At 64.2% G+C, this 13,492-nt stretch carries 8 protein-coding genes, 1 tRNA gene and 1 pseudogene; 5 read left to right on the top strand and 5 right to left on the bottom strand.

The features are described from left to right. Window positions 1-2: 2 nt before the first annotated feature. Both ACWGKQ_RS35670 and ACWGKQ_RS35665 read left to right on the top strand, forming a co-directional pair. Window positions 3-1,265 (top strand): sugar ABC transporter permease, encoded by a 1,263-nt coding sequence (locus tag ACWGKQ_RS35670; protein ID WP_453296177.1) that lies wholly within the window; start codon window positions 3-5, stop codon window positions 1,263-1,265. A 269-nt stretch (window positions 1,266-1,534) separates the two neighbouring features. Continuing rightward, a complete protein-coding gene (locus tag ACWGKQ_RS35665; RefSeq protein ID WP_453296176.1) occupies window positions 1,535-2,602 on the top strand; it encodes a sugar ABC transporter substrate-binding protein in 1,068 nt (355 codons plus the stop codon). Between the two features lie 328 nt (window positions 2,603-2,930). Here ACWGKQ_RS35665 and ACWGKQ_RS35660 read toward each other — a convergent pair whose 3' ends face one another. Both ACWGKQ_RS35660 and ACWGKQ_RS35655 read right to left on the bottom strand, forming a co-directional pair. Beyond that, a complete protein-coding gene (locus tag ACWGKQ_RS35660; RefSeq protein ID WP_453296175.1) occupies window positions 2,931-3,227 on the bottom strand; it encodes an SHOCT domain-containing protein in 297 nt (98 codons plus the stop codon). A gap of 123 nt (window positions 3,228-3,350) precedes the next feature. Beyond that, a pseudogene (locus tag ACWGKQ_RS35655) lies at window positions 3,351-3,596 on the bottom strand (hemerythrin domain-containing protein); the annotation flags it as partial. Between the two features lie 424 nt (window positions 3,597-4,020). On the opposite strand from ACWGKQ_RS35655, the gene ACWGKQ_RS35650 reads away from it, so the two are divergent. From ACWGKQ_RS35650 to ACWGKQ_RS35640, 3 genes are all read left to right on the top strand, one after another. Continuing rightward, complete coding sequence (locus tag ACWGKQ_RS35650; protein ID WP_453296174.1) at window positions 4,021-4,290, top strand: hypothetical protein; 270 nt, start codon at window positions 4,021-4,023, stop codon at window positions 4,288-4,290. 1,181 nt (window positions 4,291-5,471) lie between these two features. After that, entirely contained in the window at window positions 5,472-9,107 is a 3,636-nt protein-coding gene (locus tag ACWGKQ_RS35645) for a DNRLRE domain-containing protein (RefSeq protein WP_453296173.1), read from the top strand. A 13-nt stretch (window positions 9,108-9,120) separates the two neighbouring features. After that, window positions 9,121-9,639 carry a hypothetical protein gene (locus ACWGKQ_RS35640; RefSeq protein WP_453296172.1) on the top strand — a complete coding sequence of 173 codons (519 nt, stop codon included), beginning with the start codon at window positions 9,121-9,123 and terminating at the stop codon, window positions 9,637-9,639. Between the two features lie 868 nt (window positions 9,640-10,507). Here the strand turns inward: ACWGKQ_RS35640 and ACWGKQ_RS35635 are convergent. The 3 genes from ACWGKQ_RS35635 to ACWGKQ_RS35625 all read right to left on the bottom strand — a co-directional run bounded on the left by ACWGKQ_RS35635 (window position 10,508) and on the right by ACWGKQ_RS35625 (window position 13,227). Then, window positions 10,508-10,596, bottom strand: a tRNA-Phe gene (locus tag ACWGKQ_RS35635). A gap of 72 nt (window positions 10,597-10,668) precedes the next feature. Next, window positions 10,669-11,418 carry a hypothetical protein gene (locus ACWGKQ_RS35630; RefSeq protein WP_453296171.1) on the bottom strand — a complete coding sequence of 250 codons (750 nt, stop codon included), beginning with the start codon at window positions 11,416-11,418 and terminating at the stop codon, window positions 10,669-10,671. A gap of 501 nt (window positions 11,419-11,919) precedes the next feature. Then, complete coding sequence (locus tag ACWGKQ_RS35625; RefSeq protein WP_453296170.1) at window positions 11,920-13,227, bottom strand: hypothetical protein; 1,308 nt, start codon at window positions 13,225-13,227, stop codon at window positions 11,920-11,922. Window positions 13,228-13,492 lie beyond the last annotated feature (265 nt).

The following is a 13,492-nucleotide window of genomic DNA, read 5'->3' as shown; positions in this document are numbered from 1 at the left end:
ACATGCCGGACGAGACGCGGGCCGATTCCGCGGCAGCCACCGCGAAAGCCCGTCAGCGTCGTGCCGGGCGGGCCGTCACCCGTGCCCTGGCAGGCTGGATCGCCGTCCGGCGGCGCAGGCTGAGCGGCGGTGAGCTGGGCTACCTTCCCGTCACCCTCGTCCTCGCCGCGGTCTGGATCACCTTCCAGAGCCTGAACTCCAGCTTCCTCTCGCCCCGTAACCTGTCCAACCTCGGCGTGGACATCGTGGGCACGGGCCTCATCGCGGTGGGCATCGTCTTCGTGCTGCTGCTCGGTGAACTCGACCTGTCGGTCGGCTCGATCAGCGGGCTCGCCGCCGCGGTCTTCGCGGTGCTCAACGTCAACAACGGCGTGCCGGAATGGCTCGCCCTGATCGCCGCCGTGCTGACGGGCACCGTCGCGGGAACCGTCCAGGGGTACTCCATCGCCAGGACCCGGGTGCCGGCCTTCGTGGTCACCCTCGCCGGGCTGCTGACGTGGAACGGCCTCATGCTCGTCATCCTCGGCACCAGCGGCACCGTCAACCTCGACGAGAACGGGCTCATCGCCCACCTCACCAGCTACTACTTCACCAACGCCGGCGTCGCCTACGCGGTGGCGGCACTCGCCACAGCAGGTGTCTTCTTCGCCTCCTACCTGAACAGGCGCCGTCGCATGGCCCTCGGCATGTCACACCTCCCGCTGCATGCCATCGGGGTGCGCACAGGCGTAGTGGCGGTGATCGGGTTCGGCTCCGCCTATGTGCTGAACCAGTTCCAGGGCCTGCCGCTGGCTCTGCTGATCTTCCTCGCCACGGTGGCGGGTCTCGACATCGTGCTCCGGCGCACGCACTACGGACGGCAGGTCTACGCGCTGGGGAGCAGCGTCGAGGCGGCCCGTCGCGCCAGCCTCGGCGTGACCGGCGTACAGACGGCCGTGCTCGCAGTCTCCGGCACCCTGGCGGCGACCGGCGGCCTGTTCCTGGCCTCGCGCATCACGTCGGTGAGCCAGAACTCCGGCTCCGGCGTCCTGCTGCTCAACGCCATCGCTGCCGCCGTCATCGGCGGTACCAGCCTGTTCGGAGGACGCGGTACGACCTGGTCCGCAGTGCTCGGCATGCTGGTCATCCAGTCGATCGCCTCGGGCATGGCCCTCACCGACACGCCCACCGCCGTCCAGCTGGTGATCACGGGTGGGGTGCTCTTCGCCGCGGTGGTCATCGACTCACTGTCCCGACACACGCAGCAGGCGCACGGGCGCGCCTGACGCTTCCACGGGCGGCGCAGGTGGGAGGGACTCGTGCAACTCCTTGTCCCGTCCACGCAAACGGGTGCGAGGCAAATGACCAGACAGGAATGGAATCCCTGCCCAGGTATATTGGACATTGAGACAGTTTGGTGTCGGCCGGGTGGCATGTGTCTGCCGGCCAAGTGAGCCCGCCACCAACCCAGGGTCCGAGTGAGCTGGGATTTCACAGCCAGCCCTTCCAAGGGTGAGACGGCAGGCGCTTCGGGACGCACCGCGAGGAAGTACCGATGAGGCCCAGGCCCGTCCTCTGCTCCGCTGCTTCCGCCCTCTCCGCACTCGTGCTGCTCGGCGCCTGCAGCGGCGGCTCGGGCAGCACGGCCACGTCGAGCGGCGGCAAGCCGCTGGTCGGCGTCGACTACCCGCGCTCCGACACCGACTTCTGGAGCGCGTACATCAAGTACACGCCTGTGTACGCCAAGCAACTCGGCCTCTCACTCAGGACGACCAACTCGCAGAACGACGTCGCGAAGCTCGCCGCCAACGGGCAGACACTCATCCTCCAGGGCGCCAAGGGCATTGCGATGGCCCCGCAGAGCACATTTGCCATTGCGCCGATCCTGGCGCAGTTGCAGGCGGCGAAGATCCCGGTCGTCACCATCGACACCCGCCCCGACACCGGCAAGGTCTACATGGTGGTCCGCGCCGACAACCGCGCCTACGGCGAGAAGGCATGCAAGTACCTGGGCGCCAAGCTGGGCGGCAAGGGCAAGGTCGTGATGCTCCAGGGCGACCTCTCATCGATCAACGGCCGTGATCGCACCGAGGGGTTCAACGCATGCATGAAGGCGAACTACCCGGACATCAAGGTGTTCGGAGAGGCCACCGGCTGGGACGGGGACGTCGCCGCGCAGAAGCTCCAGACCGCCCTGACCGCCCACCCGGACATCAAGGGCATCTACATGCAGGCCAGCTTGGCCCTTTCCGGCACACTGCACGTGCTCAGGCAGCAGGGGCTGCTGGTCGGCCCGAGGAACCCGAAGCACGTGTTCGTCGTCTCCAACGACGGCGTCCCCAGGGAGCTCAAGTACATCTCCAACGGCAACATCGACGCCACCGTGTCCCAGCCGGTCGACCTTTACGCCAAGTACGCCCTGTACTACCTGAAGGCCGCGATCGACGGGAAGACGTTCAAGCCCGGCAAGACCGACCACGAGAGCACCATCGTGCAGGTCCGCGACGGACTTCTGGAAGACCAGCTCTCCGCCCCGCTCGTCACCGCCGACGGCGGCACGTACGGCGGCGTCCCCAGCCTCAAGAGCACCGACACGTCCCTGTGGGGCAACAGTCTCGGCTGACTGAACCGCTCCGGGATCGGCTACGGACTGTCCCTCGCCATCCTCGCGGGGGTGGATCGTCCGGGGTGACCGTCGGCGTGGAGTGTGACGTTCACAGGACGGGTGGCCCCCACCGGCGCCTCGATGCGCACACCTCATGCGTGCTGAGAGAACAGAAGGTCCTGCCGTCCACCAGGACGGCAGGACATCTGACCTGCTGCTTCTTTGCTCCCCCGGGGCAGGGTTCGAACCTGCGACACGGTTTAGGAGTTTTCTCTGGGCGGGGCGCTGACCTGGGGAGATGCGGACCGCGGGGCGTTTGACCGGGGGAACCACTGCTCCGCGGCTCTCACGTGTTCACGGTGCTTCCCGTTCCCATGTGTGCTGAATCCGTGTCCGTGTCGATCTCTCCCGAGGCGTAGCGACGGTCGAGGATCTCCTCCGGGGTCTCCCGGCGCTCGCGGTCCTCCCAGCCGTGGCTGCGGCCGGAGGCGCCGCCGGACGGGCCGTGCGTCAAGCGGATCACGGCCCACACGGCGAGGCAGATCAGTGCGATCCACAGCAGGGGCATGAAGGCCATCCAGGCCCAGCCGCCATTCCGGTACAGCACCGTGCCCATCTCCACCTGCGTGGTTTCGAACAGCACCTTTTACGTTGATGGTGGGCCTCCCCCGGGCGGGGGCACCATGGGCTCTTCGGGCCCGCTCCTGGACCACTCGGCACCTCTTCACTGCTTCACCGCCTGCTGGCAGCCCCTCCCGTCCGTCGTTCACGGAGCGAGGGAGAAGTAGTTCTCCTCCTCCTGGGTGAAGTGCAGGCGCAGGACGGTGTTGAGGCCGTAGAGGCAGGAGCGCAGGTCGTCGAGTTGCTCGGCGGAGAGGCCCCCGCCCGCGTGGGCCAGTTGGAGGTGGGTGGCGATACGGCGGGCGAGACGTTCGATCTCGGTGCGGGCACGGTTCATGGTGGCGGTGGCCTCCGGACTGCCGAGCGCCGGTGCGAGGGCGGGGTAGATCTGGCCTCGATCCTGCGAGAACGGCGATGTACATGACGTCGATCACCGTGGGGTGGCGCGACGGCCCGGGCAATGCCTTGGCCAGGACCGGGCTGGGCACCAACGTGACCTCTCCCCGCCTTCCGAGTCCGGACCCGAGGCGGGTACGACCGCGGGGCGGCAGCATTTGCACCCACGTCCTCTCCGTCCCGAACCACTGGGTGCAAGGTCCGCAAAAGGGCAATCCAAAAGGACGCCTCTGACGTATCGGAGATAGGCCGCATCCTGGGAGTGCGCACCTGGTCGGCTGGTTCCCGTACAGCGGGATCTTGGATGAGGGATGTGCTCCGCGGCTGCTGCCATCCATCTCGTGCCACCGAGAGTCGCGCGAGACGTCGGAAGGAAGGGCGTATCCATCATGCGAGCACAACGCGCGAGGCGTCTCGGCGTGGCGTTCGCTGCCAGCATCCTGATGGCCGGCGGCGCTGCGATCAGCGCAGCCGGCACGGCCGCAGCAGCCCCTGCCGTGCACACCCAGGTGCCCACCAATTGGTGCTTCGGCCACGACGACTGGCGCTGCTTCGATCACGGCGGGTTCCGCTTCGACCACCCAGGGTTCTGCTTCAACCACCCGGGATTCTGCTTCGACCACCGCTTCGACCACCGCTTCGACCACCGCTTCGTCAACGGAAGCATCGTGATCATCGTGCTTCGGTAGCAGTCACCGCAGGCACACAAGGGCGCGCCCGCCACGGGCGTGCCCCGAGTCACCCCACCCCCTCCTCACAGCGGCAGGAGTCGCGCCCCGCGTTGTGATGGAGATCCGCGGGCCCCGGACCAAGAACGGTCCGGGGCCTTCTGCATGGTGCCCCCGGCAGGATTCGAACCTGCGACACCCGCTTTAGGAGAGACCCTATTGATCACCCTGTCTGTCCCGACCTTTCCCCGGCTTCACTGTTCCTGCTGGTCAACGGGGCGGAGTCTTCCGGCTTCTTCCGGTCCTTCCCTGTCTTTACTCGGCCTTCCGTTCCCATGACGTTCCCATGAGGGCCCCACGCGACCGCCAGACTGTACGAGGGCGGAGGAGTCAGCTGAGGCCAGCTGGGGTCACAGAAGCGGTGAGCACCGCAGCCCATTTGGGGGCGACACAAGCCCCATCCCATCGGGGCTTGAGGCCCTCGGCCGTCTACGCAGCCAGTAGGGGTCGATGAGCACAGGCTAGTGGCTCAGGATCAGCCGCGAGAGGCCAAGCGCGCCAGAGGCCCGCTACCGGAGCGGTGGTCGACCGAGATCAGGACCGAGACGGTGTCAGTTCGGCGAGCCCCAGCCCTCGAAGTGGTCCCGGGTGATCCTACGGGGCACCTCGCTCCGAACGATGACGAGTTCAGTGGCGACTGCCGGAGATCACCGAGGCGTCGGCGCCAAGTGATTGCTGACGGAGAAGGTCTCTTGGAGCCAGGTCAACGCTTTCTCTCACCGCACCTTTCGGAGGGAGTGCATCGGCGGCTCCTAGCTGTGGAGCGTCAGGGAGCCTTCCGGTTCGCCCGCTCGTGCAGTGCCGTATAGCGCCGGAGCGCCTCGTCGGCGAGCTCCTTGTCCAAGCGCCCCGCCAAGATCCGCTCGTGGGTTGCACTTGCGGGGAGTTTACGCCCGTTGAGGCGCTTGGCCTTCTGTTTGGCATCCGTGAGCGAGGCTTCAGCCAAGGCAAGCGCGGACCGGCGGCCGGACGCCTCGTCGATCTTCCGTTCAAGCCGAGCGGTTACGGAGTCGAGTGGATGCCCTCGCCCCAGTTGGCGAGTGTGTCGATGGCGCGCTGCCGGTAAGGGGCGCTGTCGGGAGCACGACCCGTCGTGGGCTACCGAGGTGCAGAGGGCGTGAGTAGCGAGTTCGGAGAAACCTTTGGCAAGGCTTGGCAGCTACTGGATTGATCATGGTTCTGGCTTACCTGATGATTCGGTGCAATTTGCCGAACAGGGGGGGCAAGCCATGGTGATGAGGATCAGGGCGGCCATACGCCGCATGCACAAACAGGGGGCGCGAAGCCGGAGATCCGTCAGGAGTCGGAGACGTCTGGCGGTGGTGTTGTCCGCTGTACTGCTTGCATTCGGGTTGGGAGGACTCGGCCCAGCGGTGGCTGATGCATCTGGTTCAGGGGGCGAGTTCGTGCCGGTCTCACCGGCGGCCAAGATCGTCGACACTTCGTCGGGGCTTGGTATCTCCTCCTCTCTCGGAGCAACGACGACGAAGTCGTTCCAGGTGCTGGGGCAAGGGGGCATCCCGGCAAGTGGGGTATCCGCCGTGTCCCTCAACGTGGTTGCCGTGAACCCGACTTCGACGTCGAGCTACATGGAGTTGTGGCCGGACGGCTCCTCACGGCCCAGTCCGGGATCAGTGATCAACTTCCACACCGGACAGAAAATCAGCAACACCGTGCTCGTGGCGCCCGGGTCCGATGGGAAAGTCGACGTCTACAACTCGTCCGGGACTGTTGACGTGGTCGTGGATGTCAGCGGCTACTTCACCTCGTCCTCCGGGGCAGCACCTGGCGGCTACGTCCCCGTGACGCAGACCCGTCTGGTCGATACCCGGGACGGAACGGGTGCCGCCGAGGCGCAACTTGCTCCGGGCGGCAGCATCAATGTGCAGATGGACGGCGTGGATGGAATCGCCGACGCCTCAGCGGTCTTCGTGAACCTCACGGTGCCCTCGCCGGCGGCCGCCGGCTCTCTGTACGCGTACGCCACCGGGGGATCTGCCGGTCAGCCCGCTCTGGACTACGTGGACGCCACCACGGCGAGCGCGGCGACCGTCGCCGTGGGCTCGGGAGGGCAGATCACGGTCAAGAACGGGTCGAGTACCCAGTCCATCGATGTCGTTATCGACATCTACGGGTACTTCAGTCCCGGTGTGACTCAGGGCGGTGGCTTCACCCCGGTCCAGGCGCGGCTGCTCGACACCCGCACCACCACCTCCATCCCGGCACACGGCACGGTGGCCGTGGCGGTGGGCGGCACCAACGGCCTGCCCGTCTATGGCATCGGTGGTGTCGTCCTCAATCTGACAACCACTGACCAGCAGGCGGCCGGCTATCTACGTGCCTGGCCTACCGGACAGCCCGCTCCAGACACGTCGGTGGGCAACTTCCAGCCGGGCTCGTCGCGAGCCGATCTCGCCATCCTCCAGCCTGGAACCTCGGGCAAGATCAATGTGTACAACAGCAGTTCGGGCACGGTCGATCTGATCGTCGATCTGGAGGGCTGGTTCTCGGCGATCGAACCGTCCATCCCGACGGACCTGGCGACGACCGGAACGGATACCACAACCCCGATGGTGTCGGGAGTGGTCTACGGTCCGACCGGCGACTCGGTGACCGGCGAGATCTTCGTCCAGGACGCGTCCGGCAACCCGGTCGGCGCAACGCCGACCGCGATCGGGACCGTGCCGTCCGGTGAGCGGGTCACCTACATGATTCCCGAGGGGACACTGACAGCCGGCCAGACCTACAGCTGGTACATGCTCGCCTGCTACGCCTCTCTCTGCTCCGCGCCCAGTTCCACCCAGAGCTTCACCTTCACGGGGCCCTCCTCCGACTCGGGCTCAGGCTCCGTGCCGGCCAACGCCGTCACCGCCACGCTCCCTGCCTCGGGCATCACCAGCGAGGACGCCATCACCGACGCGACCGGCTGCTCCGGGGCCGCCTGCGCTGTGAACACCGCTACGACCACCTTGAAGGTCGGCGGCGACGGGACCAACCACTGGGCGTCGGCGATCAAGGCGGATCTCTCCGCCATTCCGGCGGGTTCCACCGTCTACAGCGCCACCCTGTCCCTCACGCAACAGGGCTGCCTCGGCGGATGCATCAGCGACACCCTTGATGTCGAGCAGGCGAACGGCGACGTGACCGCGCAGACGACGGGGGCCGGACTACTGGCCCAGGAGGACACATCCGGTCCCATCGCCTCGGGAACGGAGGCCAGCGCCTCCTATGACGTCACCCCCCTGGTGGCGAGCTGGCTGAGCGGTGGCTTGCCCAACGACGGACTCATCCTTCAGGCCGACGACCAGTCCACAGCCACCACCGGCACCGTCTACTACTCCTCAGCCAGCACGGTCCCCAGCGCCGAGCAGCCGACGATCAGCGTCGTGTACACGCCGCCGACCGCTCCCAGCGCCCCGGCGAACGCCACCGCGACGCCTGGCGACGGCGGAGCCGTCCTCACCTGGTCACCGCCGACCGACAGCGGCTACGTCGACGCCACCGGCGACGGCATCACCTATACGGTCAAGGCCCTCGACCCCTCCGGCCAAATCGCCCAACAGGCCACCACGGGCGGACTGCACGCCGTCATCACCGGCCTCACCGACGGTACGGCCTACACATTCGCCGTATCCGCCACCAACCAGGTCGGCACAGGCTCCAGCGACACCACGGCCGCGGCGACACCGCAAGCGGTGTCCGGAGGGACCTCGCAGTACACCCAGACCATCAGCCAGTTCCTCAACGCCAAGGACCAGCTTCAGGAGAGCGCCACGGCAAGCAGTTCCATCGTCGCCTCCCAGTACAGCTTCTCCACGTCCTTCTCCACCGAGCTGAACTACGGAGCGGACACGGACACCGCCATCGCCGCCCTGGAACAGGCCAACGACGAACAGGACACCCAGGACACCACCACCCTGTCCAACACACTCGTCGTGCACCCCTCAGGCAGTAGCACCAACGAGGTCTTCACCACGGCCGACGAGACCTTCACGACCGTGGACACCAGCAGTGGCACCTCGCAATCCACCCCTGGGGAGAGCATCGACGACGACGAATTCTTCTTCAACGCTTCCGGCACACCCTTTATCACCGGCTTCGTTGATGCCGATGCGGCCCTGGACCCCGTCACGGAATACACCAACCAGACGGCAACAGCGCCCAGCGTTCAGGACTCCGCCTCCGACGGCACCCCCGAGTGGACGCTCGACAGCAGCGGCCACGCCGTCCTCGCCCCGGGGTTCACCGATCCCGGGGGCGGTGGCAGCGGCAATTCAGCCGTTTCTTCCTGGGCGTTGAACCACGCCAACATCGATTACAACGGGTTCGGAGACGACTGCACCGACTTCGTCTCCCGGGCTCTGTTCTACGGAGGCGGGTTCCGGATGAAGTACGACGCCGCCGGCTTCCGGGGCAAGCACCCCAGCACCTCCAACGACAAGTACTGGTTCTTCGAGAGCCGCTTGGGGCGCAGCTGGAGCCACTCCTGGACCGTCGCCCATGATCTCTACGAGTTCGAGAAGATACAGGGCGCCGGCTTCGAGTCCCCTCGCAACGCGGCCGCCGGAGACATCGTCTGGGTCAACTGGACCGGCACCAGCTCGGCAGGCATCAGCCACGCGGCGGTCATCACCAGGGTCACCGGCAGCAACGTCCTCGTGACCCAGCACTCCCATACGCGAAGGAACGAACCGATATGGAAGGTCAAAGACGCCATCAGCTGGCAGCAAGCCAACCCCCACCTGCATTTGTGGGCTGCCCAGCCCACCGAGAGCTGATGAGGCCGACGCCATGAGACGCCTCCTCACTATGGGACCGGTCGCCTTGCTCGTCTCCGCGTTTCTGGTCGGCTGTTCAGCAAAGGGCCCTCACCTCCCCGACTACGTCGTGCTGTCCAAGCACGTCACCCATGGGGTGCACTGGCAGTTGGATGCGTACCTGAGTGATGAGGGGCTGTGCCTGACGGTGGACAGTCCTAAGGGGCCAGAAGTTGGCGGAGACTGGTCGTCCGGGGGTTGCGGCTTCGACAGCAGTCCATCAGGCGGCTACTGGTCAGGCGGACAGGAGCCCGGCGCGGAAAACGCCACGGTCGTGTACGGACCGCTCCCGGACAATGCCACCGCGATCAAAGTGGCAAGTCACACCGTGGTGAAGTCCGTCCCGTTCCCCCACGGCAGCGGCCTGCCTTCCGGCCGCTACTGGTTCTTCATCGAACCACCGGGGTGGCCGAGCAAGGCCGACGGAACGTTGCTGACCACGCCCCAACCGATGGACAAGCAGGGGAAGAAGGTCGCCTTCAAGAAGTTCTGACCCGACAGCCGACTCCACACGCGGCCGGTAACGACAGACTGCCCGGCGAGCTGATGTGCTCGCCGGGCAGGGCTCCGGCCGCCCGATGTTCGGCGCGCGTGATCGGTCGGCCCGAGCGGGCCCGATCGTGCCAGCAAGATCACCCTCGGGCCGAGCCCCCCATTTCTGGACGCCTGCGCCGACGCTGCATCCAATTGACTTCAACGAGGCCACTGACCCCGAAACCAGCCCTCAGCATGGAATCTCCTTGCTCAGTGTGACGCGGATGCTGCTCCAGTCCGGGCTGCCCCCGTCTTGGGTCGTGTCGTAGTCCCCGTAGGTGTTGCCAGCCAGTTCCACGCACAAGGTCGTGCGCACGTCCAGCGCCCCGGAGGGTTCTCTCAGCGAGACGACGATGCCGCGCTGCTCATAGATCGCTGTGTCGGACGCATGGGACGTGACCCGTGCCAGGACATACGTTTGCCGCGGCGGATCTCCGCCGCCCGGGGGAGAGGCCGGCCGAGCCCGCACGGCTCACCCCGGCCCCCTGCCCGCCGAGGGTTTCGGAACCTCCGCTCCACACCTGCACTGTCCGGCTTGTGCACCGAACCAGATCGAAGCGGTGAGCGCCGCTTTCGCCAGCGGATTCTCCAGAACGCGAGCCAGGCGCTTCCGCCCCGCTCAGGCATCGCCCAGAGAGCAGTTCGCCGGAGCCGGCAATTCCCCCTAGATCATTATGAAGCTACAAAAAGCAACCATGAGGTAATCGACGAAGAGTTACCGCTCGTTACTCATCGTGCCGTTCCCATGGGGTTCCCATCTAGGACAAAAGCACCCCTCTGCGATCGTCGTCGACGGGTGCTATGTCCAATTATCCAGCATTTTGTTGTGCCCCCGGCAGGATTCGAACCTGCGACACCCGCTTTAGGAGTTCGATCCACCTGGTGTGAGGGCTTCAATCGCTCTGGACACAGGGGCCGTCGGTGATCGCCAGGATCCATCCGTGTTCACCGTCGTTGATGTCAGGAACAGATGTCACTGGCCGAACACCTAAGCCTGGATGGGAGCGACGGTCACATCCAATACTTCGGGGTGCGCCAGCGCCGTCATCAGTTCGTACGGGATCGCCCAAGACAGAGGCCACTCGATCGGCTCGGCCGGCGGCCAGATTGGGCGCAAGGAGGGCGAGGTTTCATACGGAACGAGCTGGGAGCCGTTTGCCACATCAGGCGCACGGATGAGCTGCACCACCATGCAGCCGATCTTGAGGGTGCTGATCCAGGCCACTCCACCCACTTGGGAAGTCCCGTAACCCTGACACCAAGTGTCCACAAGAGGCACGCTGTCGTCAGGTGGGTAGTTCATGAAGCCCAGGCGACCGAGCATCGAGGCAGTTGGTTCGTGGACCTCATGAAACCTTGCGAAGTCACTCCCCGGGATCACGTTGCGCACGTCAGACGGATGCGTTTGCTGAAACATGAGCATGGTCTTGAGGGACCATGACGCCAGAGCACGCTGCGCTTCGGCGTTGAGGCTGCTTGGAGTTCCTTGGATCAGAGCAGGCAGGAAGCTCCTGACGTCCTCTTCCAACTGGTTCATCCAGCCGCTGTTGCAGTTGGAGCAGACGACCTTGACTTGGTCATGCAGCGGGGGAGCTTCGTGATGTCGGACTTCGTCCGTGCTCAGCCGAATGTACCGGTGGCGCCTGACTGTTGGGTCGAGCGCGACTTTGAGCCAGCGAGGGAGGACGTGCTCCTTCGTCAGAGGAGTGCCGCCACAGAAGATGCAGACCTTGCCCATGCACAGACCATAGAGGCCGCAGATCGGCGCAACGTTGGAATTTTGACCCCAGGGGGTAGCGCGGAGCCAACATGAGTGGAGAGCGAGTGACGGCATCGGGCAAGAAACACCCCATCTTGCCGGACGGCTACCCCTCGGGGGTAACCCGTTCAGTTGGGGGTTGTGACCTGGGGTTTCGTGGTTGACGGCTGAGACTCGTCTGTCACTGCTGGTCGTTGTTGAGTGGACTAGGCGAGCCTCGCACAGCCCAGAGACGGTTGATCATCACGGTCTGGCCGGTCGGCCGACTGGGGACGCCCTCGATGCTGGCAGCCTGAACCTCAGCCGACGAAAGTCAGCCACGATGGCTGGCGCGCCGACCGATCAGGCGCGCGTATGTCTCGCTGCACCCCCGCCGGCCTCAGCCACGCTGCCAGCGCCGCCTACCAGAGCAAGTTGCGACGGCCGAACCTATACCGCGACACCGAGCATTCCAGCCAAGATGAGTCAGCCGTAATCTACCTATATGACCTTGCCGTGAGTAATGATGATTTGCTCTGCGCAAAACCGCAGGAGCGGAATTTCTTTGGAAAGTTCAGCATCATCGACGAACGGAAAATACTTCGGCCTAGCCCCGTCTTTGGCGTGCACCAGGGAATTTCTTGTTTGGTAGATGCGCTTCGCTAGTGCAGCCTTCACTTCTGCGTCTCGGTCGGCTTCCAGGTCGACAGGCACATTCTCGCTGAAGGAAGGTGAATTGGTCTTGTAGTAATTGATTAGTTCTGCATCATGCGCCCGTAGGTCGTCTAGTAGACGGCTAGTTTCAATAAAGTTCTCCAAGACTAGCGCGAGTGCTCGCTGCTCATCAACTCCGCCCTCGTCCCGGACTTTACGTTGAGTTGTTGTCACGAGTCTGATTACGCCCTGAATGTCTTTCGACCGCTTAAGAGAAAAGGCGGGATCTGCGATCTTCCTGCGTACCTGCTCTACGAAATCATCATTGAACACCTTCTCGAAAAAATGCTCGGCGATGTGATAATAGGACAGGTACTGCAGCATGGGACTCTCGGCCGAAACAGCCAACTGATAGTGATGTACGAGATCTGAGTTGTAAGTCATCCTTGGAGCGTCCATTGCCGCGTCCCCTGCACGGCCTCGCCTCCGTACCCTCCCCACGCCGAACAGGTGGTCAATATCTGCGGCCACGCGAAAGGAGACGTCATAATTGAAGGCTAGTTGAAACAGGAAAGCCTCTGCCGCGTCTTTGAAGTCAGGCCGTGGTCGCTTCGACTCGATGCGAAGAGTCATGAGAGGCATGGTCTCCCCCATGAGATAAGTGAGCGAGGGCTCCGAATCCTCGGGCAATCCGTCGAAATATCCGATTATCCGGCGATCCCTGAGCCGTCTACGTGCATTCTGAATATAGAACGGTGTGCGCGTTGAAGAAGGAGGCGGATTTTCTGCCCGCAAGAGAAGGTTTAGCGTGAATGCGAGAGAGGGATTTCCGACCGAATATTTGAGACCGGTTTCATCGGGGGAGTCAATGTTTTCAATGTCTCGGGGCATCACTCCCCCAGGGCTGAATGCACCGTTGCGAACGATCAAATATTCACAACTATTGGACCACTTGAGCTGTGCTGCGTTTTCGCGGTTTGATTGGTTCAAGTGGGATGTTGCTGTTTTGAGGTCTACGATTTCAAATCGACTTACGGCCCTATCTGAATCAATGTGAAGTGGCTTTTCAAGAATCAAGTGATTCTCGGTCCAAGCGTCAATATCGAGAACCAACTTAAGTGCCTTTATGGCCTCCTCGTGAGTGACGTCAGCCATCGGTTCCCCCCGTGTCGCCTAGAGATGTGATGACCCGTTATATCTTGACTGCCTATGCTGTGTCAGGGGTTTCCCATGTTCTGGGTCAGCGGAACGGGCCCGTGACCTGTTGCTCTAGTGTCGAGCATGATCAGGGGCTGTACGCCCGCTGGCAACATGTGCAGGCGTTGAGAAGCTGTTGTCTTTTCGATCTTGAGAGATGCGCATCGAACGGGAGTCCCGATCGGGTGGTCGCGGGGCGCTGGGCGCATACAAACAGGGCCTC

Source organism: Streptomyces sp. NPDC054770 (assembly GCF_053611985.1).
This window is presented reverse-complemented; position numbering and strand designations above follow the sequence as displayed.

Coding starts and splice junctions, on each gene's coding strand:
- ACWGKQ_RS35670 (WP_453296177.1), top strand. CDS start 3: ATGCCGGACGAGACGCGGGCCGATTCCGCGGCAGCCACCGCGAAAGCC.
- ACWGKQ_RS35665 (WP_453296176.1), top strand. CDS start 1,535: ATGAGGCCCAGGCCCGTCCTCTGCTCCGCTGCTTCCGCCCTCTCCGCA.
- ACWGKQ_RS35640 (WP_453296172.1), top strand. CDS start 9,121: ATGAGACGCCTCCTCACTATGGGACCGGTCGCCTTGCTCGTCTCCGCG.
- ACWGKQ_RS35630 (WP_453296171.1), bottom strand. CDS start 11,418: ATGGGCAAGGTCTGCATCTTCTGTGGCGGCACTCCTCTGACGAAGGAG.
- ACWGKQ_RS35625 (WP_453296170.1), bottom strand. CDS start 13,227: ATGGCTGACGTCACTCACGAGGAGGCCATAAAGGCACTTAAGTTGGTT.